Origin of the sequence: Nonomuraea sp. NPDC049129, assembly GCF_040648495.1 — a bacterium.
Taxonomy (GTDB): domain Bacteria; phylum Actinomycetota; class Actinomycetes; order Streptosporangiales; family Streptosporangiaceae; genus Nonomuraea.
Window position 1 is genome coordinate 136,955 of sequence record NZ_JBEZDU010000012.1, and the last position, 25,313, is coordinate 162,267.

Annotated in this window: 23 protein-coding genes; 11 read left to right on the forward strand and 12 right to left on the reverse strand. The window is 70.2% G+C overall.

Annotated features, from left to right (window positions below):
* Positions 1-56 precede the first annotated feature (56 nt).
* Positions 57-1,868, forward strand: coding sequence for a dipeptide/oligopeptide/nickel ABC transporter permease/ATP-binding protein (locus tag AB0B64_RS33995; protein WP_358182376.1), 1,812 nt, complete (start codon positions 57-59; stop codon positions 1,866-1,868).
* Entirely contained in the window at positions 1,865-2,545 is a 681-nt protein-coding gene (locus AB0B64_RS34000; RefSeq protein ID WP_358182379.1) for an ATP-binding cassette domain-containing protein, read from the forward strand. Before AB0B64_RS33995 ends, AB0B64_RS34000 begins: the two co-directional genes overlap by 4 nt.
* A gap of 28 nt (positions 2,546-2,573) precedes the next feature.
* Here the strand turns inward: AB0B64_RS34000 and menC are convergent, their stop codons facing one another.
* From menC to AB0B64_RS34015, 3 genes are all read right to left on the reverse strand, one after another.
* On the reverse strand, positions 2,574-3,674 hold the full coding sequence (gene menC / locus AB0B64_RS34005) for an o-succinylbenzoate synthase (RefSeq protein WP_357953395.1): 1,101 nt from the start codon (positions 3,672-3,674) through the stop codon (positions 2,574-2,576).
* A complete protein-coding gene (locus AB0B64_RS34010) occupies positions 3,671-4,435 on the reverse strand; it encodes a GNAT family N-acetyltransferase (protein ID WP_357953394.1) in 765 nt (254 codons plus the stop codon). The genes menC and AB0B64_RS34010 overlap by 4 nt, the downstream gene beginning before the upstream one ends.
* A gap of 207 nt (positions 4,436-4,642) precedes the next feature.
* On the reverse strand, positions 4,643-7,144 hold the full coding sequence (locus AB0B64_RS34015) for a glycoside hydrolase family 3 C-terminal domain-containing protein (protein WP_358182382.1): 2,502 nt from the start codon (positions 7,142-7,144) through the stop codon (positions 4,643-4,645).
* 434 nt (positions 7,145-7,578) lie between these two features.
* On the opposite strand from AB0B64_RS34015, the gene AB0B64_RS34020 reads away from it, so the two are divergent.
* Entirely contained in the window at positions 7,579-8,925 is a 1,347-nt protein-coding gene (locus tag AB0B64_RS34020) for a discoidin domain-containing protein (RefSeq protein ID WP_358182385.1), read from the forward strand.
* An 89-nt stretch (positions 8,926-9,014) separates the two neighbouring features.
* Here the strand turns inward: AB0B64_RS34020 and AB0B64_RS34025 are convergent, their stop codons facing one another.
* Positions 9,015-9,764, reverse strand: coding sequence for a hypothetical protein (locus AB0B64_RS34025; protein ID WP_357953388.1), 750 nt, complete (start codon positions 9,762-9,764; stop codon positions 9,015-9,017).
* Between the two features lie 293 nt (positions 9,765-10,057).
* Between AB0B64_RS34025 and AB0B64_RS34030 the strand changes: the two genes are divergently transcribed.
* On the forward strand, positions 10,058-10,867 hold the full coding sequence (locus tag AB0B64_RS34030; RefSeq protein ID WP_357953386.1) for an IclR family transcriptional regulator: 810 nt from the start codon (positions 10,058-10,060) through the stop codon (positions 10,865-10,867).
* 31 nt (positions 10,868-10,898) lie between these two features.
* Here AB0B64_RS34030 and AB0B64_RS34035 read toward each other — a convergent pair whose 3' ends face one another.
* Together AB0B64_RS34035 and AB0B64_RS34040 are read right to left on the reverse strand one after the other, a co-directional pair.
* Positions 10,899-11,504 (reverse strand): PepSY domain-containing protein, encoded by a 606-nt coding sequence (locus AB0B64_RS34035; RefSeq protein WP_357953384.1) that lies wholly within the window; start codon positions 11,502-11,504, stop codon positions 10,899-10,901.
* Between the two features lie 63 nt (positions 11,505-11,567).
* A complete protein-coding gene (locus AB0B64_RS34040) occupies positions 11,568-12,458 on the reverse strand; it encodes an NAD-dependent epimerase/dehydratase family protein (RefSeq protein ID WP_358182388.1) in 891 nt (296 codons plus the stop codon).
* A gap of 71 nt (positions 12,459-12,529) precedes the next feature.
* Here AB0B64_RS34040 and AB0B64_RS34045 point away from each other — a divergent pair, with 71 nt between their 5' ends.
* Positions 12,530-13,456, forward strand: a complete 927-nt coding sequence (locus tag AB0B64_RS34045; RefSeq protein WP_358182391.1) for a helix-turn-helix domain-containing protein — start codon at positions 12,530-12,532, stop codon at positions 13,454-13,456.
* On the opposite strand, the gene AB0B64_RS34050 is transcribed toward AB0B64_RS34045, so the two are convergent.
* The 3 genes from AB0B64_RS34050 to AB0B64_RS34060 are packed head-to-tail and all read right to left on the reverse strand — an operon-like array spanning position 13,440 to position 17,898.
* Positions 13,440-16,922, reverse strand: coding sequence for a CHAT domain-containing protein (locus AB0B64_RS34050; RefSeq protein ID WP_358182394.1), 3,483 nt, complete (start codon positions 16,920-16,922; stop codon positions 13,440-13,442). The genes AB0B64_RS34045 and AB0B64_RS34050 overlap by 17 nt on opposite strands.
* A 5-nt stretch (positions 16,923-16,927) precedes the next feature.
* Positions 16,928-17,524 carry a hypothetical protein gene (locus AB0B64_RS34055; protein WP_357953377.1) on the reverse strand — a complete coding sequence of 199 codons (597 nt, stop codon included), beginning with the start codon at positions 17,522-17,524 and terminating at the stop codon, positions 16,928-16,930.
* Positions 17,525-17,535: 11 nt separating this feature from the next.
* Entirely contained in the window at positions 17,536-17,898 is a 363-nt protein-coding gene (locus AB0B64_RS34060) for a hypothetical protein (protein WP_357953375.1), read from the reverse strand.
* 172 nt (positions 17,899-18,070) lie between these two features.
* Here AB0B64_RS34060 and AB0B64_RS34065 point away from each other — a divergent pair, with 172 nt between their 5' ends.
* Together AB0B64_RS34065 and AB0B64_RS34070 are read left to right on the forward strand one after the other, a co-directional pair.
* Entirely contained in the window at positions 18,071-18,499 is a 429-nt protein-coding gene (locus AB0B64_RS34065) for a hypothetical protein (RefSeq protein WP_357953373.1), read from the forward strand.
* A 670-nt stretch (positions 18,500-19,169) separates the two neighbouring features.
* Positions 19,170-19,541: a DUF4345 family protein gene (locus AB0B64_RS34070; RefSeq protein ID WP_357953371.1), complete on the forward strand. Its 372-nt coding sequence runs from the start codon at positions 19,170-19,172 to the stop codon at positions 19,539-19,541.
* A 9-nt stretch (positions 19,542-19,550) separates the two neighbouring features.
* Here the strand turns inward: AB0B64_RS34070 and AB0B64_RS34075 are convergent, their stop codons facing one another.
* Positions 19,551-20,369 carry a helix-turn-helix domain-containing protein gene (locus tag AB0B64_RS34075; protein WP_358182397.1) on the reverse strand — a complete coding sequence of 273 codons (819 nt, stop codon included), beginning with the start codon at positions 20,367-20,369 and terminating at the stop codon, positions 19,551-19,553.
* Positions 20,370-21,060: 691 nt separating this feature from the next.
* Between AB0B64_RS34075 and AB0B64_RS34080 the strand changes: the two genes are divergently transcribed.
* The 4 genes from AB0B64_RS34080 (at position 21,061) to AB0B64_RS34095 (ending at position 22,555) form a co-directional block, all read left to right on the forward strand.
* Positions 21,061-21,252, forward strand: a complete 192-nt coding sequence (locus AB0B64_RS34080; RefSeq protein ID WP_358182400.1) for a hypothetical protein — start codon at positions 21,061-21,063, stop codon at positions 21,250-21,252.
* A 393-nt stretch (positions 21,253-21,645) separates the two neighbouring features.
* Complete coding sequence (locus tag AB0B64_RS34085; RefSeq protein ID WP_358182402.1) at positions 21,646-21,873, forward strand: hypothetical protein; 228 nt, start codon at positions 21,646-21,648, stop codon at positions 21,871-21,873.
* Entirely contained in the window at positions 21,855-22,133 is a 279-nt protein-coding gene (locus AB0B64_RS34090) for a CopG family transcriptional regulator (RefSeq protein ID WP_358182405.1), read from the forward strand. Before AB0B64_RS34085 ends, AB0B64_RS34090 begins: the two co-directional genes overlap by 19 nt.
* Complete coding sequence (locus AB0B64_RS34095) at positions 22,130-22,555, forward strand: hypothetical protein (RefSeq protein WP_358182408.1); 426 nt, start codon at positions 22,130-22,132, stop codon at positions 22,553-22,555. Before AB0B64_RS34090 ends, AB0B64_RS34095 begins: the two co-directional genes overlap by 4 nt.
* A gap of 100 nt (positions 22,556-22,655) precedes the next feature.
* Here the strand turns inward: AB0B64_RS34095 and AB0B64_RS34100 are convergent, their stop codons facing one another.
* Both AB0B64_RS34100 and AB0B64_RS34105 read right to left on the reverse strand, forming a co-directional pair.
* Entirely contained in the window at positions 22,656-24,242 is a 1,587-nt protein-coding gene (locus tag AB0B64_RS34100) for a Na+/H+ antiporter (protein WP_358182411.1), read from the reverse strand.
* Between the two features lie 89 nt (positions 24,243-24,331).
* Positions 24,332-25,309, reverse strand: a complete 978-nt coding sequence (locus tag AB0B64_RS34105; protein WP_358182414.1) for a M24 family metallopeptidase — start codon at positions 25,307-25,309, stop codon at positions 24,332-24,334.
* Positions 25,310-25,313 lie beyond the last annotated feature (4 nt).

A 25,313-nucleotide genomic window follows, 5' to 3' on the forward strand; every position in this document is an offset into this window, starting at 1 on the left:
GTGAAGCCTCGCCCGCCGCGCACACGAGTGAAGGCCGTGCGACCAGGGAGTCCCGCGTGAAGCCCCGCCTGCCGCGCACGCCCGCGGCGGTCGCCGGAGCCGTGCTCGTCGCGGCCATGATCGTGCTGGCCGTCGTCGGGCCGCCCGTCTGGGGCGCGAGCGCCGAGCGCATCGACGCGGCGGCCATCCTCCAGGGCGCGTCCGCCGCCCACCCGCTCGGCACCGACAGCCTGGGCCGCGACCTGCTCGCCAGAGTGCTCGTGGCCGGCCGGTTCTCCCTGGCGCTGGCGCTGGCAGCCACGCTCATCGGCGGTCTGGCCGGGATCGTGCTCGGCGCCCTCCCGTCCGTGCTGCCGGGCCGGCCCGCCCGGCTGATCACCGGATTGGTCAACGCCCTGGTCGCCTTCCCCGGACTGCTGCTGGCCATGTTCACCGCGGTCGTCTCCGGGCTGGGCGCCCGCGGCGCGGTCCTGGGCATCGGGGTGGCCATCGCGCCCGGATTCGCCCGGCTGACCCAGACGCTGGCCGCGACCGTCGCCGGATCCGACTACGTGTCGGCCGCCCGCATGCTCGGCGTGTCCCGCCGCCGGATCCTGACCGGGCACGTGCTGCCCAACATCGCCGAGCCGCTCATCCTGCAGCTCACCCAGGCGCTCGGCGGCGCCCTGCTCGGCCTGGCCGGGATGTCGTTCCTCGGCCTGGGCGTGCAGCCGCCGTCGTTCGACTGGGGCCGGCTGCTGTTCGACGGGTTCGCCCGCATCTACGTCACGCCCGAGGTCGCGCTCGGCCCGGCGGCGGCCATCGCGCTCGCCGGTATCGGGTTCAACCTGCTGGGCGACGCCATGGCCAAGGCCGCCGCCCGTACCGCCGCGGCTGGGAAGGCGTCGGACGCGGCCGTACAGGCCGATCCCGGCGAGCCGGACCCCGGCGCGGTGCTGGAGGTCAGGGACCTGACCGTTGCGTTCCCCGGCGGTGTGACGCCCGTGCGCGGGCTGTCGCTGACCATCGCCCCCGGCGAGATCGTCGGCCTGGTGGGAGAGTCGGGCAGCGGCAAGAGCCTGACCGCCGCCGCGATCGGCGGGCTCGTCCCCTACCCGGGCAGGGTCGCCTATGGGCGGCTGCTGCTCGGCGGCCGGGACCTCGCCACGCTGTCGGGCAAGGAGCTCGGCACGACGCTGGCCATGGTGTTCCAGGACCCCATGGCCTCGCTCAACCCGGCGCTGCGGGTGGGCGGGCAGCTCGCCGAGGTGGCGAGGGTGCACCAGGGCGCCGGGCGGGCCGAGGCGAACCGGCGGGCCATGGACCGGCTCGGCCACGTCCACCTGCCCGACCCGGCCGCGCGCGCCCGGCAGCACCCGCACGAGTTGTCCGGCGGCATGCGGCAGCGCGCGGTGATCGCGATGGGCTTGATGGCCACGCCGCGCTTGATCATCGCCGACGAGCCGACCACGGCGCTCGACGTGACCGTGCAACGGCAGATCCTGCGGCTGCTGCGCGAGGTCACCGAGGAGAGCGGCGCGGCCGCGCTGTTCATCACGCACGACATCGCCGTGGTGGGCGAGCTGTGCGACCGGGTCATGGTCATGTACGCGGGCCGGGTCGTCGAGGAGTTGCCCGTCCGCCGGCTGGCCGCCGAAGCCGCGCACCCGTACACGCGGGCGCTCATCGCCTCCCTGCCCGACATGGCCACCGACCGGGACAAACCCCTTGCGAGCATCCCCGGCCGCCAGCCCGCCCCATCGGACGTGGGCGATGGCTGCGCCTTCGCGGACCGGTGCGCCCTGGCGACCGCCCGCTGCTCCGCCGAACGTCCTCCGCTCATCCCGTACGGCGAGGCGGGCCGCGTGGCCTGCTGGGAGGTCAAATGATCATCGAAGACCTGACCGTGCGCTTCGGCGCGTTCACCGCGGTCGACCGGGTCACGCTGGAGATCCCCCCTGGCCGGATCGTCGGGCTCGTCGGCGAGTCGGGGTCGGGCAAGTCGTCGCTGGCCAGGGCGGTGAGCGGGTTGGTGCCGTACACGGGCCGGATCGACGGGGCGCGCAACGTCCAGATGGTCTTCCAGGACCCGTACGCCTCCCTGGACCCGCGCATGACGGTCGGCGAGTCGGTGGGGGAGGGGGTAAGGCGTGACCGGGCGGGGCGGCGGGCCGAGGTGGAGCGGTTGCTGGGGCTCGTCTCGCTGCCCGCCGACCTGGCCGGGCGCTACCCGCGTGAGCTGTCCGGCGGCCAGCGGCAGCGGGTCGCCGTCGCCCGGGCGCTCGGCGCCGCGCCCGACCTGCTGGTCGCCGACGAGATCACCAGCGCGCTCGACGTGTCCGTCCAGGGCGCGGTGCTCAACCTGGTGCGCTCGCTCCGCGACGAGCTGGGCCTGTCGATGCTGTTCATCTCGCACAACCTGGCGGTCGTCCGGTACGTCTCCGACGTCGTCGCGGTCATGCACCAGGGCCGCGTCGTCGAGTCCGGGCCCACGGAACGGGTGGTCGGCGAGCCCGCCCACGACTACACGCGCGCCCTCCTGGAGGCGGTGCCCCGACTCACCTGAAGGCTCGACCGAGGGCTGACCGGAGGGCTCAGAGAGTGATCCACTCGGTGGCGGTGGTGACCTCGTCGAGCACGGCCGGAATGGGCGCGACGCCCAGCCCCGGCCCGGTCGGCACCGCCAGGTGGCCGTCGCTCAGCTCGAACGGCTCGGTGATGTCGGTGGCGAAGTAGCGGCGCGAGGCCGAGGTGTCGCCCGGCAGCGTGAACCCGGGCAGCGCGGCCAGCGCCACGTTCGCGGCCCGGCCGAGCCCGGTCTCCAGCATGCCGCCGCACCACACCGCGATCCCGTTCGCCCGGCACAGGTCGTGGATGCGGCGGGCCTCCAGGTAGCCGCCGATCCGGCCGGGTTTGACGTTGACGATCGAGCACGAGCCCAGCGCGATGGCGGCGGCGGCGTGCTCGACCGACTCGATCGACTCGTCCAGGCAGATCGGCGTCCGCAGCTGCTTGGCCAGCTTGGCGTGCTGGACGAAGTCGTCGTTGGCCAGGGGCTGCTCGATGAGCAGCAGGCCGAAGTCGTCCAGTTTGGCCAGCTGGCGGGCGTCGACGAGGGTGTAGGCGGCGTTCGCGTCGACCTGGAGGAGAACGTCGTCGCCGAACCGCTCGCGCACCGCCCTGACCGGCTCCACGTCCCAGCCGGGCTCGATCTTCAGCTTGATCCGCACGTACCCCTCGTCGAGGTAGCCCTCGACGGCGTCGAGCAGCTGCGGGATCGAGTCCATGATGCCGACGGAGACCCCGCACGGCACCCGGTCACGGGCCGCGCCGAGGAACCGGCCGAACGACTCGCCCGCCGCCCTGAGCTGGGCGTCCAGCACGGCCGTCTCCAGGGCGGCCTTGGCCATCCGGTGCCCCTTGATCGGCTCCAGTGCCCGGCCGACGGCGTTCGCGTCGAGGGTGCGGGGCAGGGCGGGCAGCAGGAAGCGCCGGATCACCTCGGCCGCGCCGTCGACGTACTCGGGGGAGTAGAGCGGCTCCGACATGGCCACGCACTCGCCCCAGCCCTCGGCGTCGGGCGTCACGACCCGCACCAGCAGCACGTCGCGGGCCGTCTCGGTGCCGAACGAGGTGCGGAACGGCGCCACCAGCGGCATCGCGATCCGCCGCAGCTCAACTCCGGTGATCTTCACGCTTTCTCCACTACGTAAAAGGACTTCTGATGGAACCCGGTGATGACGCGGCCTTCGGCGATCAGGCCGCCCAGGACGTCCCGCATGGCATGCCGCCATGCCTTGGCCGTTCCCGGGTCGGCCCGGCGCAACCCCTCGATGTCCGGAGGCGCGGCCACCAGCACCACCGCGGCGTCCGTGCGGCCCGGCACCGGCCGGTCCCCGTCGTCGGCCAGGCCCACCACCGCGTCGCCCGGCACGTGGACCGGCCACGGCTCGCGCCTGGCCAGGGCCTCGACATGCGGCGCGGACAGCTCCCAGACGGCCAGCATCCGGTCGGACTCGTCGCCCTGGTTGATCTCGTCGTCCATGATGCCGTAGAAGCCGGGCAGGTATTCGCGCGGCCGGGCGCCCAGCTTGGCCAGGTTGAAATGGGCGTTGCGGCGTACCAGCGGATCGTAGGTCCAGGTGACCCGGCCCAGCTCGCGCTCCAGCGCCCACCGGCGCTGGTGCAGCTTGATCTCGAACCCGATGCCGCGTCCGGCGGAGGCGCCGGTGATGTGGGAGTGCAGCGCGTTGCCCGCCGCGAGGAACCCGACGGACCCGCCGGCCATCCGGTCGCCGTCGAAGGCGCCCGCGACGTACCCGCCCGCGTGCGACAGCGCCCGCATCAGCTCGACCGTGATCGGCTGCCCGCCCTGGTCGAACCGCCAGATGCCGTCGAACAGCGCGAACAGTTCCTCGAACTCCGCGATCTCGTGTAGTTCCCTGACCGCGATCAACCTGCCGGCCCTCCGAGTAGTCGATGTCACCCGCGACCGTACGCCACAGTGAGGGCGGCCGATTCGTGCCGGTTCACCAAGACGGGAGGGTTCTTCGTCGCCGCGCCCTACGGCCTGGCTCGGCAGCGCGAGTGCTCCGATGGAGTTCGCGCTGCCGGCGGCTTGAGGACAGCGGGGGTCAGCCGCGCAACCGATCGGTCGCGCGGGTCAGCCGCGGAACTGACCGGTCACGCGCAGATCGCGGGACGACGCGCCCACCGCGGCGGTGAAGACGCCGTGGGATGCGACCCAGCGTTTCGCGGCCGGGCTCCAGCTGGACAGCGCGGCGCTGTCGAGCGGGAAGGTGACCACGGTGCTCTGCCCCGGCCGCAACCACACCTTCTGGAAGCCCTTGAGCTGCTGGGGAGGTTCGCCCGCCGCGCTGGGGAAGCCGAGGTAGAGCTGGGCGGTCTCGGCTCCGGCGCGGGCTCCGGTGTTGGTGACCCGGACGCGTACGGCGTGGCTGTCGGCCCGCAGATTGTCGTACGCGAAGCTGGTGTAGGACAGGCCATGGCCGAAGGGGAACAACGGGCGCCGGCGCCGGGCGTCGTACCAGCGGTAGCCGACGTTCAGGCCCTCGTCGTAGCGGACCGTGGTGCCGTCGCCGGGGAAGCCGTACGCGACGTCCGGGCCCTGCCGGTCGTCGGCGGGGAAGGTCACCGGCAGCTTCCCGGACGGGTTGACGTCGCCGAACAGCACGGCCGCGACCGCGTTGCCGTACTCCTGGCCCGGGTACCACGCCTGGAGCACCCCGGCCACCCGGTTCAGCCACGGCATCAGCGACGGCGCGCCGGTGTTGAGCACGACCACGGTTCGCGGGTTGGCCGCGGCGACGGCCTCGATGAGCTGATCCTGGTCGCCGGGCAGGGCGAGGGAGTCGCGGTCGGCGCCCTCGCTGATGGCGTCGTTGACGAAGACGAGCGCGACGTCGGAGCGCCGGGCGGCGGCGACGGCCTCGGCCGGCAGCGCCGGGTCGGGCGCGGCCCAGCCGAGTTGCAGGGCGGCGCCGAAGAGGGAGCCCGCGGTGGAGTACTCGAGCTTGATCGAGACGGTCCGTCCGGCTGTCAGGTCGGCCAGCCCGTGGGCGATGCCGCCGAACTCGGTGTGGTTCGCGGCGACGAGCTTGCCATCGATGTAGAGCCGGGCCTGCCCCGAGCCGTTGAGGGAGAAGCGGTAGCCGCCGGTCTTGGGCGGAGTCAGCGTGCCGGTCCACCGAGCCGACCAGGTGCCGGTGACGCCGCTGGGCGCCGTGGAGAAGCTCACCGAGGGCTCGACCCGCGTGAGCACGGGGTCGCCGGTGAAGTCGGGAGCGGGGTAGTAGGTGGCGGTCAGTCCCGGCCCGTCGCCCGACGCGGGCCGCAGCAGGTCGCCGGAGAGCACGGGCAGGGCGCCGGTGCCGAGCGTGCCGCGGGCCTGGTTCAGGGTGACGCCGCCGCCGGCCCGCGCGGTCAGACCGGCCAGCGGGCTCACGGTGGTGGACGGCTGCAGCGCGGCCGAGCCGCCGCCGTAGAAGGTCGCGTGGTCGCCGGCCGCGTCGCCGATCACCGCCAGCGACCTCGCCTTGTTCAGCGGCAGTACGCCGCGCTCGTTCTTGAGCAGCACCATGCCCTGCTCGGCCAGGCCCCGGGCCAGCTCCCGATGCGCGGGCGTGGACACCTCGTCGCGTGGCGTGTAGTCACGGTCGAACAGGCCGGTCCGGTACATCGCGCTGAGAATGCGGCGGACCTTGTCGTCGATGGCCGCGACCGTGACCTGGCCGGCCGCCACCGCCTGCTTCAGCGCGTCGCCGAAGTACGTCGATCCCGGCATCTCCACGTCCAGCCCGGCGTCGGCCGAGGCGACCGTGCTGTGGGTGGCGCCCCAGTCCGACACCACGAACCCGGTGAACGCCATCGCGTCCTTGAGCGCGCCGCGCAGCAGGTCGCCGTTCTCGCAGGCGTAGGTGCCGTTGACCTTGGGGTACGCGCACATGACGGACCTGGCCCCGCCGTCCCGCACGGCCGCGCGGAAGCCCGGATAGTAGATCTCGTTGAGCGCCCGCTCGGAGACCCGGACGTCGACCTTGCCACGGTCGGTCTCCTGGTTGTTGGCCGCGAAGTGCTTGGGCATCGCTATGACGCCCTGGCTCTGGACCCCTTTCACCTCCTCGGTGGCCATCCGCGCGGTGAGGTAGGGGTCTTCGCTGAAGGTCTCGAAGGTACGGCCCCAGCGCGGCGAGCGCACGATGTTGATCGTCGGCGCCAGGGCGACGTTGTGCCCCTTGCCGGCCTGTTCGGCGCCGACCGCCTCGCCGTAGCGCCGCATGAGCGCGGTGTCCCAGGTGGCCGAGCCGTTGATGGCGGCGGGGAAGGCGGTGATGCCCGTGCTCCCGTTGGCGACCCCGTTGGGGCCGTCGGCCAGGTAGATCGCGGGAATGCCCAGCCGGGTGTTGCCGGGGATCCGCCCGGCGTACCCCTTACCGAACTCGAAGCCGACGCCGTGCAGCATGGCGATCTTCTCGTCGAGGGTCATGCGGGCCAGCATGCGTTCGGCACGCTGCTCGGGCCCGTACGAGGCGCTCAGGGGCGAGGGATCGCTGGCACCGGCCGCCGGTGGCGACTGGGCGACACCTGCCAGCGTGAGGAGGGCGGCGGCCGCCAGGGCGGTCGCTCTATGGAGTCGTCGGGGCATGTGCCAGGTCCTCTCTCAGGGAATGGCCAGGGTCCGCGGACCGCGACCTGAGCTGGGACGCGTCAATGAGGATCTTCGATATATGTTGCGCCCGACAACATATGGCCAGGCTGAATATGCGACAAGGACCACTTCCATCGTCCGGAAGACGTTCGCTGAGGTCTCCCGCCAAAGCGGAGACAAAGTCATTTATCTTCCGTTCAGCGGTTAGAGCGCTTCCCGGGCCGTAGATCGCCGCATATGTTTCAGCAGCTCGGCATTCATCGATGGATGTGCTCCAAGGAGCAGCCCCACCACCGGCTCCGCTCAGAGCCGCGTCCCTTCCTGCCTCGTGTCCTGTCCTGTCCTCCTGTCCTGTCCTCCTGTCGTGTCCTCGTGTCGTCCTCGTGGCGGCGGAGCCATGCCCGCCGTCTTCGTTCCGGAGAGGTAAGACCATGAGATTCCCCCTCAATCCAGCCGGCGGGCGACCGCTGGGCCGCGCCCCGTGGTTGGCGGCGTGCGTCGCGGTGATCGTCGCCCTGGCGACCGCGCTCGCAGGTGGCGCGGTCGCCGCCCGGGCCGCCGCCACTGCCCAGGTCGCCGCCGCCGAGCTGCTGTCCCAGGGCAAACCGGCGACCGCGTCATCCACCGAGAACGCCACCACGCCGGCCTCGGCGGCAGTGGACGGCAATGCCGCCACCCGCTGGGCCAGCGCCTTCAGCGACCCCCAATGGCTGCGGGTCGACCTCGGCGCGACCGCCACCATCACCCAGGTCGTGCTGAACTGGGAGGCCGCCTACGGCCGGGCCTTCCAGATCCAGACCTCCGCCGACGGTTCGGCCTGGACCACCGTCTACACGACCACCAGCGGCACCGGCGGGCTGCAATCTCTCACCGTGGCCGGAAGCGGCCGGTACGTACGGCTGCTCGGGACGGCGCGGGGGACCGCCTATGGCTACTCCCTGTGGGAGTTCCAGGTCTACGGCACGTCGGGCGGCACCACGCCGCCACCGGGCGGCACCATCCCCGACCCCACGATCCAGTCGCTGGAGGCGACCAACGGACCGTTGGCCACCGCGACGTACACGGTTCCGAACCCCAGCGGCTACAAGGCCGGCACCGTCACGTACCCGACGGCCAGTGGCTCGTATCCGGGCATCGTCCTGATGCCGGGCTACCAGGGCACACAGGCGAACCTGAGCTGGCTCGGCCCGCGTCTGGCGTCCTGGGGCTTCGTGGTCATCAACGTCGACACCAACACCCTGAGCGACACCCCCGACCAGCGTGGCACGGAGATCAGGGCGGCCGGCACCCAGTTGCTCAACCTCGGCAACGCCACGGGCAACCCCCTCTCGGGCAAGCTGAACGGCACCCTCGGCGTGTCCGGCCACTCCATGGGCGGAGGCGGCACGATGGTGGCGCTGCGCGACGACAGCCGGTTCACGGCGGGCGTACCCCTCGCCCCCTACCACCAGAGCCCCAACTTCGCCGCCGTCAACAAGCCGACCTTCTTCCTGACCTGCGCGAGCGACGTCGCCGCACCCGGCAACACCTACGCCAAGCCCTGGTACAACAGCATGACCCAGGCCGAGAAGCTGTACATCGAGGTTCCTGGCGACCACCTCTGCCCGATGACCGGCAACGGCAACAAGGCCAAGCAGGGCAAGTGGATCGTGTCGTTCTTCAGCCGCTGGCTGCGTAGCGACGCGCGCTTCACGCCGTTCCTGTGCGGCACCCAGCGTGACGCCGACCGGACCAACACCTCACTGGTGACCCAGTGGATGGACACCTGCCCCTTCTGACCGGTTGGCTTCGAGCCGGGCGTGGATATCTGTCCGCCCGGCGCGCCTCGACAGCCGGGCATGGCGACATCGGCCGCCATGCCCGGCTGTCAGGCTCTTTGCCCAGTGGTGTGGAGGTAACCCACGGTGGCGGCGAGCAGGAACACGCCCCAGGCCAGGAAGACCGGATAGGTCCCCGCGAATCCCCAGCTCCCGTCGAGGACCATGGCACCGCCGTCGGGCGCGCACGTGCGGGTGATGCCGAACGCCAGGCATTTGGTCATCATCGCCCCGTACTGGCCGACGAGCAGACCCACCACCGCGGCCGGAACGACCGCCAGGCCACGCGGTACCCGCCGCCGCCCCGCGAACGGCACCCATCCCGGGACGACTTGGCCCCATCGGCCGATCAGCCCCAATGTGAGCAGGCCCCCGGCGGCCGGTCCGGCGACGAGCAAGCCCCAGAACACCGCCGAGCCGCCCAGCCCTGTCAGGAGGGAGCGGGAGTCCGCCGCCACGCCAAACGGTACGCCCAGCCCCCACAGCAGGTGCGGAACCGAGAAGCCCAGCACCGGCACGCCGGCCGCCACCCAGGTCACCACCTTGGCCCAGAGCGCGGGACGGATCGTCCCATCGGCCCGGCGCTCGCGTGTGCGTGGGGCGGTACGCATGCCGTAGCGGGTGGTGGTCAGCGCGAGCAGCAACCCCAGCGCGGCCAGCAGTATCTGCCAGACGAGCGCGGGATCGCCGAGCTTGCCGAACGCCAGCCGCATGACCAGGTTTCCCGGCGCCACCAGCGTGAGCGCCGCCGCGCCTGCCCAGCCTGCGCCCAGTAGCGCCGGGCGCGTACGTGATCTCATGGCCGCCGACGGTAGTGCCCACCATCCGCTGGCGATCTCCCTCTCCTGGGCGAAAAACCTCCCCCGTGCGGGGGAATTCAAGCCGGGAAGCGTCAGCGGCTGGCGGGTCGTACTGACCCGCGGGCGTGACGGGCGTGTTTCTAGATTGTTATCAAAGGCAACAAATTAGCCCGGAAATAGGGCTAGACCCGTCTCGCCTCCCGGGATTACGTTGCCGCAAACAACATTCAACGAAATGGTGAGGCCGGGACCCGGCGTACTCGAAGCGCGATCGACGGTCGGAGGCGCTGCCCATGACCATGACCACAGCAACGATGGCAAGCCCGTCCAGGCAACCGGATCCCGCACGGTCGGTGGCCAGCCGGGTCCTCAGTGTTCTGGACGCGTTCTCCGGCGAACGCCGCCGGCTGACCCTGTCCGACATCAGCCGGCGGACCAGGATGCCGCTGACGACGGCGCACCGCCTGGTCGGCGAGCTGGTCACATGGGGCGCGCTCGAACGCGACCGTAACGGCCGCTACCAGATCGGCCTGCACCTGTGGGAGGTCGCGGCACTGGCACCTCGCGGCCTGGGGCTGCGCGAGGTGGCCATGCCCTACCTCGAGGACCTCTTCGTGGCGACCCGTCAGCACGTCCAGCTCGCCGTCCTCGACGGGCTGGACGTCGTGTACATCGAGCGGATCTCCAGCCACGACGCCGTCGGCGTGCACAGCCGGGTCGGCGGACGATGGCCCGCGCACGCCACCGGCGTCGGGCTGGTGCTGCTCGCGTACGCGCCCCGGGCGTTCCAGGAGCGCTACCTGGGCAGGCCGCTGGCGGCCTTCACCAGCAAGACCATCGTGGACCCGGACGCCCTGCGGCGCGTACTGGCCGAGGTGCGGCGCACCGGCTTCGCCGTCAGCGACCGGCAGGTCACCCTCGACGCGGTGTCGGTGGCCGCGCCCGTGAGCGACGCGGCCGACGAGGTGGTGGCCGCGCTCTCCGTCGTCGTACGCGCCGACGATCCACTGCCGGGCTTGCCCATGCCCGGCGTCGTACCCCCGGTCCTGGCGGCCGCGCGCGGTATCAGCCTGCAACTCCTCCGGCATCCCGGAACACCGTAGCGGCGTCGGCTGCCCGCCGGACCCGGCTCCTCTAGTGGCTCTTGGTCACGGTGCCGGTCTTGGCGTCGATCTTGAGCCCCTGCCAGGCGCCGTCCGGGCTGAGGACATCGACATCCCAGACGAGAAGGTCGTTGTTGTACTTGTCCAGACTCATGTGGGTGATCTTGCCGTGCGACACCGAGGAGGACACCTTCTCCAGCGCGTCCTTGAAGGTCACCTTGGCGTCCTTGATCAGCCCCATGACCCTGGCCTTCTCATATTTGCCGGTGTCCTTGGACCTGGCTTCCGAGACCACCTTTCCCGACGCGTCCACTTCCAGCAGTCGCTCGGTGCCGTCGGGGCCGGCCAGTTGGACCTCCCAGATCTTGCCGTCGTTCTCTGACTGGACCGAGAGGACATGGGAGCCCTCGGCGGAGTTCGTGGCCGCGGTGGCCGCCTTCTCGAGGCTCGCCATGTCTCCGGGCTCCTGCTGGGGACCGCCCGGCGTCGACATGGGCAGGGGGATGACGCCCCGCGCGGGCTCCGCCTTGATGGTGCCGGACTGGGTGAGGGCGCCTGCGCAGGCCCCGGCCGCGAGCAAGGCCGAGCCGGCGAAGATGGTGCCTATGATGGTCTTTGACCGGTTTCTCCCATTCATGCTGAAGACGCTGCCCGGAACTCCATAAAGGCACGCCCAGGCACTGGGCAACACGCTCCAGCGCTAGATCACTTCCCGGAGCACGTCGTCGACCGGGGTGGCACTCACGCCGAGGATCTTCTCGGTTTCGGAGTAGTCGATGACGAACGGGTGGCCGGGCTTGGTGAGCACTTCGTGCATTTCCCCCCAGAGGGGGTCGGTGTACGCGAGCAGGGTCCGGTCGCGTTCGGTCATCTCCTCCATCCGTGGTTCCGGCGCCCCCGCGAGTTCGGCGAGTCGCCCGGCCAGCTCTCGTACCGACAGCGTCGAGGTGGGCGCGTGCCACGCCCTGCCGTACGCCTGATCGTCGCGGCTCGCGGCGACCAGCGTGCGCGCGGCGTCGCCGATCGCCGTGTAGCTGTGCGACACGTCGAGCTCCTGCGGCACCAGGACGAGCCTGCCCTCCAGTACGTGCCGCTGCACCATCAAACTGAACACCGAGAAGGCTCCGGCGCCGTAGAACTGGGCGGCCCGCACCTCGGTGACCTTCACCCCTGAGGAGGCGGCCTCCTCCCATACCCGCGCCCTGGCCCGCCCTTTGGGCCCGGCGGCGGCCAGCGGGAAGTCCGGGGTGATCGGCCCGTCCACCGGGCCGTAGGCGTAGAGATTGCCGAGCATGACGTAGGCGGTCCCGGTCCGCTTCACCGCGGTGAGCAGCGACGCCGACAGGATCGGGAACAGCTCGGGCCAGGTGTGGTACGGCGGCGCGGCGGTGGTGAACAGCGTGTCCGCCCCCTCGGCCAGCTCGGTGAGCCGATCGGTGTCGGTCGCGTCCGCGGCGACCTTGTCGACGAGCGGGTGCTCGGGCCCGCCGCCGGTGCGGCTGATCATCCGTACCCGCTCGCCGTCCTCGGCCAGCAGCAGAGCGGTCTTCGACGCGGTAGCCCCACGACCCACGATCACATGAAATGTCATGACCACAACGGTGCCGCCCCGCGGCCTCCTGGCATAGTGGCCGGAATGCCAACTATCCGGAGGATCTGGCCATGCACCGCGTCGCCGCAGTCGTCGTGCCCCCCGTGCTGAGCTTCGACATCTCGATCCCCTTCATGGTCTTCAACAGCGTCCCGCACTATGACGTGCGCGTCTGTACGGCCCGGCCCGGCCCGCTGCCGACCGTCGGGGGTCCCGACGTCGTGGTGGCGGACGGTCTGGACGCGCTGGACGGCGCGGACACGGTACTCGCCGTCGGCAGCGGCGGCGAGCAGGCGCCCCCGGAGGTTCTCGACGCCTTGAGGAGAGCCGCGGCCGGCGGCGCCCGGATCGCCTCGCTGTGTACGGGCGCGTTCGTGCTGGCCCAGGCCGGCCTGCTGGATGGGCGCCGCGCCACCACCCACTGGGGGCTGGCCGACGACCTCGCCACCCGCTTCCCGTCGATCGAGGTGCGGCCCGACGTCCTCTTCGTCGAGGACGGCGGCATCTTCACCTCGGCGGGCGCCGCGGCCGCCATCGACCTGTGCCTGCATCTGGTCCGGCTCGACTATGGCGCGGCGGTGGCCAACGCGGCCGCGCGACTCGCGGTCGTCTCTCCCGTACGGCCCGGCGGCCAGTCCCAGTTCATCGAGACACCGCTGCCTCCCGAGCGCGGCACCTCACTCGCTCCCACCCGGGCCTGGGCGCTCGAGCACCTCGATCGCCCACTCACCCTGGCCGACCTGGCCGGACACGCCAAGATCAGCGTGCGTACCCTGACCAGGCGCTTCCACGCGGAGACCGGGCTGAGCCCGCTCCAGTGGCTGCTGCACCGGCGCGTCGACCGGGCCAGGGAGCTTCTGGAGACCACCGAACTGCCCATGGATCAGGTGGCCGGGAAGAGCGGTCTGGGCAGCGCGGACTCCCTCCGCAAGCACCTGTCGAACCGGGCCGGGCTCACTCCCACGGCCTATCGCGCGAGCTTCACCCGAAGAGGGTGAAACCGCACCAAACGGCCGGATGGTCGAAGCGGGGGTCGGAGCGGAGTACGGTGCGGGCCGTGGCGAAGGCGCCTCCGGGTGGGACTCCGCGGCTCAGCTCGGCGAGGTAGCGGGAGGTGAGCAGGGCACCTGCTTCCAGGGTCACCGGCCACAGGGAGGCGACGACCGCCTCGACGCCGGAGGCCAGCAGCGAGACGGCCAAGCCTTCGACCTCCATGTGGGAGAGGTCCTGGTCGATGTGGGCCGACCAGCAGCCCAGCAGGACGACCGTGCGTGGCTGCGTGGTGAAATCGTGCAGCGCGTGGGTGAGGCCGCGGCCGCGGCGGCCGTGACCCAGGAGCACGAGGGCGTCGGCCGAGCTCACCCGGTGGAGATCCGCCTGGAGGCGGACCCCGACGTCGGCTTCGTCCGATGGCTGCTCCGAGTAGATCAGCTCGGCCAGGTCGCCGCCCGCCTCCAGCAGTTGCGCGTTCGCGCGCTCCGACCGGTCGTCCTGAACGGCGACGACGATCGTCGGAGTCGGCTCGGCCGGCCGCTGAGGCCGTCCGACCAGCGCTGTGGTCGCCACGACCCGCACCACGGCCGCTTCTCCCGCCGAGACCAGGGCGGCCGCCGACCACGGCAGCTGGAGCGCGTAGCCCTCGGTGCTGAGGTGCAGCACGCCGAATCGTCCGGCACCTGCCCCCAGTGCCTGCCAGAGCGAGGCGAGGCGATCGTGGACCTCCGCGGCCGGGACGAACCGTTCGAGGATGCCTGCGTACTCCTCCATGGTGGCGATCCGAGCCTCGCGTACCGCCTGTGCCGCCTCCTGCATCCGGTCGGAGAACCAGACGTGGGCCTCGAAGAGCAGCTCGGGCGGGGTGGTCTCCTCCGCCCACCCGCCGGCTCCGCCGGCGGTCGGGCTCCCCGCCGACGAAGCCGGCGGGTCGGCGGGGAGCCCGACCGCCATCCACCGTCCCTCGACGCGAACCGTGTGGGGATGCACGCCGACGCAGATGACGGCGTGCCCGTCCGGCAGCGTGGCCGCGGCCGACATGAGCGGCGAGACCAGCCACCGGGTCGGCTCTGTCCCGGTCAGGACGATGCCCCGTTGCCGGAGCTCCCGCGCGCGATGCCGTTCGAGCGCGTCGCCCGCGAGGAGGGCGTCCTGGAAGTCTCCACCGGACAGGTAGCGGGCGAAAAGGCAGCGCGAGAGCCGGGTGTAGGGCGGGGTCATCGTGGCCTGGGCCCAGAGCGTGAGCGTCCGGTTGAGGAAGACCGAACGTCGCTTCTCGGCGCGGGGTATCAGCTCCTGGTAGAGGTCGATGGCCTGGTCGAGCTCTCCCGCGGTCTCCAGTGCCAGCGCGTAGCCGGTGAGGACCGCCTCGGTCAACCATCCGTGTGCGGTCATGGTGTTGCGGCGCCGTTCGTCCAGGATGCGGTCGAGCGCGTAGGCAACCTTGCCGGTGAGCAGCGCCGATCCCCACAACCGGACCGACAGATCGCCTGTCGCGCCGCCACGGGCGAAGATCTCGTCTGCCCGCAGCGCCTCGGTGACCGCCACCTGACAGGCCAGCGCGAAGGCGAGGGCGACGTCCGTCGCCAGGTCCTGCGAGGGATCGTCTCCGGCAGCCTGGAGCGCCAATGCCACGAGCTGGTGCACGCTCCGGATCAGGCTGCCGTTGACCGTTTCCCGTGGCGCGCGGCCGTCGGCCAGGAAGCGGGCCTCCGCCTGCAGGATCTCCAGGAGCAGCCGTAGCCGGTCAGCGGGATCCTCTGCGTCGGCCAGCGCCCGGACCAGCGCGTTCAGGCAGCGATTCCCGATGATCAGCGTGCTGGCCTCGGCGGGAGCGTCAGGGCTGCGGAACTCCACCACGGCCATCGACCTGGCCCCGCCCAGGTCGATGGCGCCGAACTCCCCGGTGCCCAGATCAAAGACGATCTCCAGTCCGGGGGCCATGGCGGAGGCCAGGGCGCCGAACATCTGCGCGAGCAGCGCACGGGGCATCCTGTGCCAGATCTCCTCTGATTCCAGCCGACCGGCGATCTCGAACGCCTCGTCTTTGCGGTCGAACGCCACTAGGGAGACAACGAGGGCGGGGCCGACTTCGGAGAGCCAGCCCCAGTCCTCGAGACTCAGATAGAGGTCGAACGCGCTGAGCTGGTGGTTGAGGGCCCACTGGAACTCCCCGATCGACCTCTCCACTTCGCCGAGCACGCGCTGGGCGTGCGCCAGCGCGGTCAGCTCGTTCAGCTCCACCCGACCGGTGCCCTGGATGTCGGTGATCGTCGCCTCGATCGCGTCCCAGGCCAGGCCGCGTCCGTAGGGCCGGCCGCACTCCAAGGTCAGCATCGCGGTGTAGAGCGCGCACAGCCGCCTCTGGTCGGGCCGGCAGGAACGCTCCACCAGCAGCGTCCGCTCCAATGCCTCCTCGTACCGTCCGTCCTCGTACGCGGCGACGGCCTCTTCAAGCCCGTCGGGCGGGTCGATGACGTCGGTGTCGGTCCAGGCGAAGGGCTGCCACTCTCCTCCGCCGAGGGTGCGCATGACCTGGCGTACCCCGCGGTTCTCAGGAGCGGCAGGAGATTCTTCGGCCGGCTCCCCGGCGAGCTGTTCGAGCAGGTACGTCAGCCCGCCGAGGGGCGCGGCCCACCCGATCGCGGCCTCGTCGAAGCGCTCGGTCTCCTCAGGGGTCAGAGACATCTCCCTGTCCAGCAGGACGCCGATGGCCCGCTCCGCCCCGATGAGTTCGCCGATCTCGTCGATCTCGACCGTGATGACCTGCCTGGCCTCGGCGAGCGCGGTGTGGAACCACTCACGCGCGGACGGCGGCAGTCTCTTCACCTTCGACCCGGGCGACAACGTCTCGTCGTCCGGGTCGAGCGCACCGTCAAGCACCTCACGGACGCTCCGCGCCTCGTCCCCGCGCCAGAGCTCGGCACGTCCGAGCAACTCGGCGGAGCGTTCGTAGTCGCTGATGAAGAAGATCGGGGAGGTTCGGATGTCCCGGCAGATCGCCTCGACCCTGGCCTGTCCGAAGATGCCCATCCGGGCCTCGCGCAGCCGGATCCCTTCGAGCGCGAGGGCGAACCACTCGTCGTCGAGTTCACGGAAGTCGTTCAGCTCACGGAAGTTGCGTACGGACAGAGAGTTGCCGCGGAGCGCGTCCACGTCGAACCCGCCCCGCTCCTCCAGCAGCGCGAAGATCTCCGCCCGGACCGCCGACTCCTCGCGGGAGGCGGTGAAGGTGTCGTAGAGGAGAATGCTCCGGTCATCGTCGGCCCACAGCACCGGGGCGCTGAGGTCGCCGAGGTCGCCGCAGACGGCGCACTCCACCAGGTTCAGGCGGCCCTCGTCGAGCAGTTCGAGCAGTTCGGGGGCGCTGTCCGGGGTCAGCACCATCCAGTAGACGGCCTCGGGCAGGAGCTCTCCACAGCGCGGGCAGACCAGCTCCCCGAAGGCTCCCGGCGCGTAGGGGATGGCCACCGTCGTCAGACCTGGGTGCCCGAGGCGAGGTAGACGGCCAGGGTCGTCTTCTTCTGTTCCTCGTCGAAGCCGGGATCCTGGAGGACCGTGAGGAGCCACGCGAGCCGCGTCTTCCTCTCCTCCGGCGTGAGCAACGCGTCCAGATTGATGTCCAGCCGGACCTTGTTGCCCAGCGCCTTCAGGTCGTTGTCGTCGATCAGCCGCTGCGCCCGCTGCGCCCGGTTGGCCTTGATCTCCTCATTGATCCTCTTGAAGACGAACTGCCGTCCCGACTCATAGAAGGTGTCCAGCCCGATGGGGATCTCGGAGTTCTGGTAGGACACGGTGGCGAACTTCAACCGAACGAAGGCCAGGTAGGTCACACCGATGCCGGCGGCGAACAGCCAGGAGTTCCAGCCCTGGAAGGCCGTCAGCGCGCGTAACCCGAAGAAGACCGCCACGGCCGTCACACTGTTGACGACGATGAACCCCCACCACCATACGGATCGGTAGACCCGGTAGCCCGACACGTCGCCGGCGATGAACGTCTGGTCCATGTCGAAGAGCGTCACCCCGCCGGCGATGGCCGCCGACAGCACGGAGAACCACGCGGAATGCTGCATCGTCTGCCGCCCTAATGGTCGGGTACGTCGTCGCCGGCGCCCAGCGCGTCGTCCAGCGCGCTGTTGAGCTCGTCCTCCGAGGTGCCGCTCGCCGCTTCCTCAGCCTCGTCGTCAAGGAGGAAGACGCCGGTCACCCGGTCGCGGGGGCTGTCTGGGGTGGCGTTCAAGCTGGTCTTGACCCCGTAATCGGTCAGCGTGTACCGGCCCGGACCGCTCTCGACGACCAGGCCGCGGCGCTGCAACGCGGGGAGCGCGTTGCGCACGTCCTCGGGCGACAGTCCTGAGTAGGCCACCAGCGCTTCGACCGAGCTGTCGCCATGGTCCCGCAGGGCCGGCAACAGCAACGACTCCACCGGCCGGACAAAGAATGGCATGGACACCTCCTGCCGTCGATTATGGCGACGCATCTGGCGAAAATCGCTACTTCTCCAGCATGATCAGTATGTTCAGGAGTAGAGCGGCGTGCGTGGAGAGCGTCTCGCCGGCTTGGGCCGCATGGGCCTCCACCCGTGCGTGGGGACGCACCCCTGACTACGCTGTCGGCACGTGGACCCGATCTTCCAGCTTCCGTCCGATTCCCCGCTGGCCGCGGCTGTCTCCGAGGACTGGGGTCTGCTCCCGCTGCGCGTCCCAGCCGGTTGGAACGTCATCTACAACGCCCTGGAGGCCCGACGCCTGCCGGATGGAAGGGTCGAGGCCAACGACTCCGAGGACCTGTATTGGGCCCGTACCGCACCACCGCCGTGGCTGACCGCGCAGGAGGTGGCCGAGAAGGGTGGCCTGCGGGCTCGGGAGATCAACATAGACGCCGGCTGGTACGGCGGTTACGGCTTCCGCGTCGTCGTCCTCGACCCCGACTGGGACCATGAGCGGGCCTCGTACACCACTTCCGACCTCGGTGAGTTCGTCGCCACCCTGGAGGGATGGATGCGGATGATCACCCAGCGAGGGGAACTCCCCAAGCCCGGCCCTTGAAACCTCCCAGGTCGCCTAGCTGCACATGTGAACGCCTCACACCGAGCGGGGGCCAGGGGTCGCGGGCACAGAGGAGGCCGCTCATCGTCCGGGGATCTCTCTTCGCAGCTGTTGACGTGCCTGCCCTCCGTCGCGGGCTTGGCGCGGATCACGCCGTGGTTTGTGCTGTTCCTGGTCTGGCAGGCGATGTGGCAGGCCACGGGATGGCCCCCGCCCGGCTGGGGCCAACGCATCGCCTTCGTCGGCTACTTCGTCTGGATCGCACTTACCGGCGTGATGCTATGGCGCGGGTCAAGCCCGGCCAATGGCCGGCCGGTGCGCGGCGCAGGTCCTCCGTCTTCCCCTCACAACGGTGTCATCGGTCCGTGATCCACGTACGGATCAGGCCGCCTGGGGAAAGCGGCACTGATCGGCCTCGGCCTGGTCGCGGTGGTCTCCGCCATCGCCCTGCGGGTCACCGAGCACCGCCGAACGCGGCGAAAAGCGGCGAAGAGCCGTTGAACGCAGAAGCCCAACGTGGCAAGCGCTCGCCCGGCTGAGGTCTCTGATCTTAGGGTGCCGCCGAAGAACCCCTGCAGCCCCGACGCGGCGGGTCGGTGAAAGCCGGATGCGGTGCGCGAGCGGCAGGCTGGCCCAGCAACCTGCTGTGCTGCAAAAGGGGCGTACCTTCATGTCTGCTTTCGTGATCGCCGTGGTGGCGATCTTCTTCCTCGGGATGGGCGTCTACGGACTTGTCGCGCCCGCCGCGCTGATCAGGCCGTTCCGGATCGTGGCCGACTCGGCCGAGGCGCGGACCGAGATCCGCGCTGTGTACGGCGGTTTCGGCGTGGCAGTCGGGGGCCTGTTGCTGGCAGCGGCGGCCGACGCGGGCGGGATGCGGACGGGCATGGCCGTTACCGTCGCGGTGTCCCTGCTGGGCATGGCCGTCGGACGGCTGGTGGCGCGGCTGGTCGAGCGGCCGTCGGCGTTCTATCCCTCCTGGCTGTACTTCTGGGTGGAGGCCGTTGGCGGTGGCGCGCTGCTGGCCGCCGTCACCTGGTGAACCGTCCCGTCACACGACGGGATCCAGGCACCGGATCGTGAGATGCCCGGAGAGCAGCGCGCTTGGGGGAAGGCCGAACATCGCGTGAAACGCGGTGCTGAAGTGGGACGGACTGGCGAAGTAGCCGTCGGCCGCCGCACGGGTGAGGTTCTCGCCCGCGGCCAGCGCACGGCCGGCCCGGTGCATCTGCGCCCACAGCCGGAACCTCCGGTACGAGGTGCCCGTACGTTCCCGGAACAGCCGCAGGAAGCGTGACTCCGACAGCCCGAGCTCGGCGGCCAGCAGCGCGGCGGGCAACGGCTCGTCCGCGCCGATCAGACGGCGCATGGCGGCGGCGATCCGGGGGTCGGTCAACGATGCCGCCTCATGGCCGGTGACCTCGTCCGCCCAGACGGCGATCTGCCGGTCCGGGCTGTGCGCGCGGATGGTCGCCGCCCGGACCAGAAGGCCGGCCTCGGCTTCGTGCGCGGTCATGACGCCATGCTCACCGGCGGTGAACCTGGCCCGGCATGCCCGGTCCTCGGCCGACCCGGGGTCGAGGTAGAGGAAGACCATGCGGTCGCCGCCCGCCGTGAGCTGGTGCCTGACCCGCGGCGGGATGAGAGCGGTCCGCGCCCGCAGCTCGCCGCCGGGTGCGCTCCGTACGGTGAAGGGTGCGTCCACGCCGACGGCCACGCACGCCACCGAGCCGGAGTGCGGGCCCAGCCGCAGGGACGGCCCGGCGTACAAAGCGCGGCCCGGCCACAGCCACACCGCCGCTTCCCCGCCCGTGGCTTCCCGCGCCTGGGGTGAGGCCATACCGCGACGGGCCCGTGAAAGCGCTGACATCGACGTCTCCCGCAGGCTTACCGAGTCGGAACGTTCCTTGGGACGATGAGGATACGGTGCGCTCGTTCACCCGTGGCCGCCGTCTTCATTCGCTACGCGAGGCGACCTGCGCCGAGACGATCGACGATTCCGTTTTCCGTTTTGAGATGATCGGACGCCTTGTCGAATAGGTCGGAATTCCTTAAAATGCTGGGCGGAATTGGCGCAATGGAAGCTTCCCTCGCTGGGTTTCCCAAAGTACCAAACGTGGATGCAAGGCGGGCCCCTCAACACAACAGATGCTAATATTTCGATAGCCGGACAATATTATCTCGAGGATGCCTGCGCGATCGGAGAGGCGGCTGCCAAGTACTGGACATGCGTCAGGTCGAACTGTCGGACGTGCCATTAAAAGGGGTGCTCGAAGAATAATGTCGACTCGAAACAGATGCAACGGTGAAGTGCGCAGTGTGCTGACACTCATTCTTTTGAGTTCATGCCTTCTCTTATCGGGCTGTGGGCCCACGAGATTCCAAGTCGACTCAAGGGTTCTTGATGACGTGCGCAGCATTGGAAAGGTGGTTGCTGAGGCTGTCAGTGAAGGCGACGCAGACGGAGACATCGATGTCATCAACACGGTAGTGGTCGATGTCACTACCACAAAGAAAGGGAATGCGCTTAATGAAGCTGTAACGATTCTAACGCGGCACGGATGGAATATCTCTACGGACAATCGGCCGACGCAAGTGACGCTGGATTTCGCGAATCTGCAAATGCCCATCTGGCCATGCACCCTTTTGATGCTGCATATTTTGAAAACAACCCGCAGGTTATGGAGCGAGTAAAGAGGTCGCTGGCCAAGCCGGAAACGTTGGTGAGTGTGCAGGCGTTCGCGAGCGGATAGGGGCATCACCGAGCACTGACGTCGATGACCCAGTGGGCAGTCGTCTTCAGTGAGTCGGACCGTGAGTGGAGTTTTCGCCTGATCATCGTTTTCGTGGTCTCCTGCGGGGTGACGCGCCTTCCGAGGCGCTCGGCTGGGCGGCGGTTTCCATGGGGCCGGCAGGTGAGGGCTGTGTTGTGGCTCCTTCTGGGATTGTCGAGGCGGAGTGGCGGTGGTCAGGGCGGTACTGGCAGAGCACACGGCCGCTGCCGGCAGGTGAGGGACGCGTTCTTCCATGGGGTGGCACTGATCTTCAGGATCCGCTGGCGGGCGTGGCAGACCAGGCGGGCGGGCAGGTGCCACAGGCAGTAGCGGGGGGTCTGCGGTTCGGCGCGGGCCGGCTCGCTGACCGGCGTGTCCGTCCGAACCTGGCGGGAACTCGAGAAGTCGGAACTGAAAGAGGTGCGCCCGTACCCGATGTACGTGGCGCTTCTCTGCGTCCATCCCGAGCTCGACGACATCGAGCTGACGGTGACACCGGATGACCTGTACGTGGTCGCCGAAGTGCTCGGTCCCGAGGAAGCGCTGGTACGGAGGTCGATACCTGAAGTATGGTTTGTTGTATGGCGACTAAGAAGGTGACGGTGACCATCCCTGAGGATCTCCTTGAAGAGGTCCGCGCGGATGCGGCTGAGCGAGGCCTGTCGGCGTACGTCGCCGAGGCGTTGCGCTTCAAGCGTGACCGGGACCGGTTGCTGGAACTGGTGAGCTGGCTGGGGGAAGAATACGGTCCGGTCACCGAGGACGAGCGCGCGGCGGCGATCGAGGAGCTTGAAGATCTCGACGCTGAGCATGAGCGCCGCCGCGTCGGCGGAAAGCGCGACGCGGACGGGGCTGCGTGAGGAAGCGAAGCGGTGAGCACAGGGAGCGGCGGCTGCGGGTCTTCGTATTCGACTGTCAAGCCTTGTCCCTGGCGGTGCGTGGCGACCGGAAGATGATCGCTTGGCTCGACATCGCGGCCCGAGGGGAGGCGGAGTTGGTGACGTCTCCGATGACGGTGGTCGAGGCGCACGACGGCAGGATCACCGAGCAGCGCTGGGACTGGGTGCTCTCCCGGCTCAACGTTGCCGACATCGGGAAGGACGAGGCCCGCCAGGCCCGCCGGCTTCTGGCCGATGCCAAGCTGCATGGGCACAAGCACGCGATTGACGCGGTGCTCGCCGTCATCGCGCGACGGCAGAGGGGGCATGTCACCGTCTTCACCTCGGACGTGGACGACCTGGAGAAGCTGCTCCCGGACTCGATCGTCGTCAAGAAAGTATGAAGGCTCGGTACGCCGGTACTTGATCAACTCATTCGTCACGGTCCGATGGCAGCAAGTGCCACATGCTCGGGGTAAGCGGGTTGGGGTGTTCGCCGGCAGGTCAGTGCATGCTCCGGGCGTCGAGTTGGCGTAGTACCCGGGTGACCACCTCGGGGTCGGCGGTTGAGTCGCGGCGTGCGTCGAGTACCGCCTGGCGGGCGGCGGACATCATTTCCGATTCGACGCGTCGGACCGTCCGTACCCGCTCGGCGCGTTTCTCGTAGGCCGCGCGCCGCTCCTCGTCGGCGGCTTCGGCGCTGATGCGCATGCCGATGTCCGTCATTCGTTTGGCGAGTAGTTCGACCACCTCTTCGGGTAGGTCCTCGGCTTCGTCGATTTCCTTGAGCCGCTTCCTGGCGGCCTTGGCCGCGCTGATGGCCAGGCGGCGTTCCAGGTCTCGTTCGGCTGCGGTGTCGGTTTTGACGCCCAGCTTGGTCACCAGCCAGGGCAGGGTCAGGCCCTGGAGGACCAGTGTGACCAGGATGACGGCGAACGCGATGAACACCAGCACGGCCCGCTCCGGGAACGGCGACCCGTCCTCCGTCTTCAGCGGGAGCGCCAGGGCGAGTGCCACCGAGGCGACGCCGCGCATGCCCGCCCACCACATGACAACCGTCTCGCGCCAGCTCAGCGGCACCTCGGAGTCGTCGTCCCCGGCCCGGCGGGTCTTCCTGGCCACCCAGGCGGCGGGCAGCAGCCAGACCAGCCGTACCACCACCACGACGCCCACCACGGCGGCGCTCCAGCCGAGCACCTCGGTCAGCCGGCCGCCGACCGTACCGAACAGGCTGTGCAGCTCCAGCCCGATCAGCCCGAACGCCACGCCCGTCACGAGCGTGTCGACGATCTGCCAGAACGTCGCGGACGCGAACCTGCCGTGTACGTCGTCGGCGTCCGACATGCGGTCGCTCAGGTAGAACGCGCTGGTCAGTACGGCCAGCACCCCTGAGCCGTGCCACTTGTCGGCCACCGCGTAGCTGACGAACGGCACCAGCAGCGACAGCCCCACCTGCAGCGTGGCATCGCCCAGCAGGGCCATCAGTCGGCCGGCGACCCAGCCGAGCCCCAGCCCCACCGCGACCGCCACCACCGCCGACAGCACGAACTCGGCCAGCGCGCCCGGCCACCAGAAGACACCGGTGACCGCCGCCGTGATCGCCACCTTGTACAGCACGATCGCGGTCACGTCGTTGAACAGGCCCTCGCCCTCCAGGAGCGACACCAGACGCCTGGGCAGCCCCAGGCGGCCCGCCACCGCGGTGGCGGCCACCGGGTCGGGCGGCGCCACCAGCGCGCCGAGCGCCGCCGCGGCCGCGATCGGCAGGCCGGGGATGAGCGCGTGCGCCGTCACCGCGACGGCCGCCGTGGTCACGAACACCAGCGCCACGGCGAGCAGGAAGATCGGCCGCCAGTTCGCCGCGAACTGGCGCCATGAAGTACGCCGTACCGCCGCGTACAGCAGGGGAGGGAGGAGGAGCGGCAGCACGATGTCGGGGGGTACGTCTACATTCGGTACGAATGGCAGCAGGGCCAGGACGATGCCGAGCAGGGTCATCAGGACGGGCGGCGGCAGCCCGAGCCGGTTGCCGAGCGGCACCGTGATCAGGGCGCCCAGCAGGATGAGCATGAGCAGCACGAACTGGTCCACGACGCCCTCCGATGATCGTCTCAATCAGCCTAGACGGGTCGTTTGCCGAGGCCACGGAGGGGCGGCCCCCGGAGAGGCATCGTGCAGCGTCAGCGGTCTAGAACATGCAGGGTGTGGTGGGCGGAGCCGAGGGGGGTCGGGCCCGACGCCGTGATGGCGACCACGTCGGCCACCCGGGCGCCGAACAGGTCCGGCACGTAGATCGCGGGCTCCAGGCACAGGGTCATCCCCGGTTCCAGCGGCGTGCCGTCGCCGGGTTGGACGCGCGGGCCCTCGTCGTGGCCCAGTCCCACGCCCCGGCCGAAGTGGGCGGCGGCGTAACGGCCGTACCCGCTGCCGTCGATCACGTCCCCGACCGCCTTGGCCACGCTCTCGGCGACAGCCGACGGCTGGGCCGCCGAGCGTAGAGCGGCGGCCCGTGCGGCGAGTACCACCGAGTACATGGCCTCGTAGTCCTCCGGCGGCTCGGCGACGGCGAATACCCGCGCCACCTCCGCGCAGTAGCCGTCCCACCGGCCGCAGAGCGACACCAGCAGTGCGTCGCCAGGGTTGATCACCCGGTCGCCGGGGAGGTGCGCGGGCCGCGCGGTGTGCTCGCCCGCGGCGACCCGCAGCGACAGGACCTCCTCGCAGCCGGTCTCCAGCAGCAATAACCGCAGCCGGGCCGCCATCGCGCGCTCGGTGGCGCCGAACCAGGACAGCTCGCGGGCCTGGCCGAGCACCGACTCCGCGGCCACGACGGCGCGCTGGACCGCCTCGATCTCGTGCGGCCGCTTGCGCAGCCGCAGCGGCGCCAGCACGGCCGTGGCGGGCACCAGCTCGGCCTCGATCGCGAGGCCGAACAGCTCGCGGACCCGCATCTCCGGGTCCACGCCGACGCGCCGCGCGGCCCGGGGTACGAGCGGGACCGGGTCGGCGGTCTCGGCGGCCGTGTCCAGGGTGACGACGAGAAACCCGTCGCCTTGCCCGCCCAGGAACCTGAAGTCGGGCGAGGGCCGCAGCACCAGGGCGTCGACCTCGGCCTCGGCCATGGCCGCCCGCACGGCCTCCAGGGTCGGGTCCGTCACGTCA

Excerpts from the sequence above, each read along its gene's own strand:
- AB0B64_RS34060 (WP_357953375.1), bottom strand. The coding sequence starts at position 17,898 with ATGCCATTCTTTGTCCGGCCGGTGGAGTCGTTGCTGTTGCCGGCCCTG.
- AB0B64_RS34075 (WP_358182397.1), bottom strand. The coding sequence starts at position 20,369 with ATGTCAGCGCTTTCACGGGCCCGTCGCGGTATGGCCTCACCCCAGGCG.
- AB0B64_RS34030 (WP_357953386.1), top strand. The coding sequence starts at position 10,058 with ATGACCATGACCACAGCAACGATGGCAAGCCCGTCCAGGCAACCGGAT.
- AB0B64_RS34070 (WP_357953371.1), top strand. The coding sequence starts at position 19,170 with ATGTCTGCTTTCGTGATCGCCGTGGTGGCGATCTTCTTCCTCGGGATG.
- AB0B64_RS34000 (WP_358182379.1), top strand. The coding sequence starts at position 1,865 with ATGATCATCGAAGACCTGACCGTGCGCTTCGGCGCGTTCACCGCGGTC.
- AB0B64_RS34045 (WP_358182391.1), top strand. The coding sequence starts at position 12,530 with ATGCACCGCGTCGCCGCAGTCGTCGTGCCCCCCGTGCTGAGCTTCGAC.
- AB0B64_RS34055 (WP_357953377.1), bottom strand. The coding sequence starts at position 17,524 with ATGCAGCATTCCGCGTGGTTCTCCGTGCTGTCGGCGGCCATCGCCGGC.
- AB0B64_RS34040 (WP_358182388.1), bottom strand. The coding sequence starts at position 12,458 with ATGACATTTCATGTGATCGTGGGTCGTGGGGCTACCGCGTCGAAGACC.
- AB0B64_RS34025 (WP_357953388.1), bottom strand. The coding sequence starts at position 9,764 with ATGAGATCACGTACGCGCCCGGCGCTACTGGGCGCAGGCTGGGCAGGC.
- AB0B64_RS34090 (WP_358182405.1), top strand. The coding sequence starts at position 21,855 with ATGGCGACTAAGAAGGTGACGGTGACCATCCCTGAGGATCTCCTTGAA.
- AB0B64_RS34080 (WP_358182400.1), top strand. The coding sequence starts at position 21,061 with ATGGAATATCTCTACGGACAATCGGCCGACGCAAGTGACGCTGGATTT.
- AB0B64_RS34015 (WP_358182382.1), bottom strand. The coding sequence starts at position 7,144 with ATGCCCCGACGACTCCATAGAGCGACCGCCCTGGCGGCCGCCGCCCTC.
- AB0B64_RS34020 (WP_358182385.1), top strand. The coding sequence starts at position 7,579 with ATGAGATTCCCCCTCAATCCAGCCGGCGGGCGACCGCTGGGCCGCGCC.
- AB0B64_RS34035 (WP_357953384.1), bottom strand. The coding sequence starts at position 11,504 with ATGAATGGGAGAAACCGGTCAAAGACCATCATAGGCACCATCTTCGCC.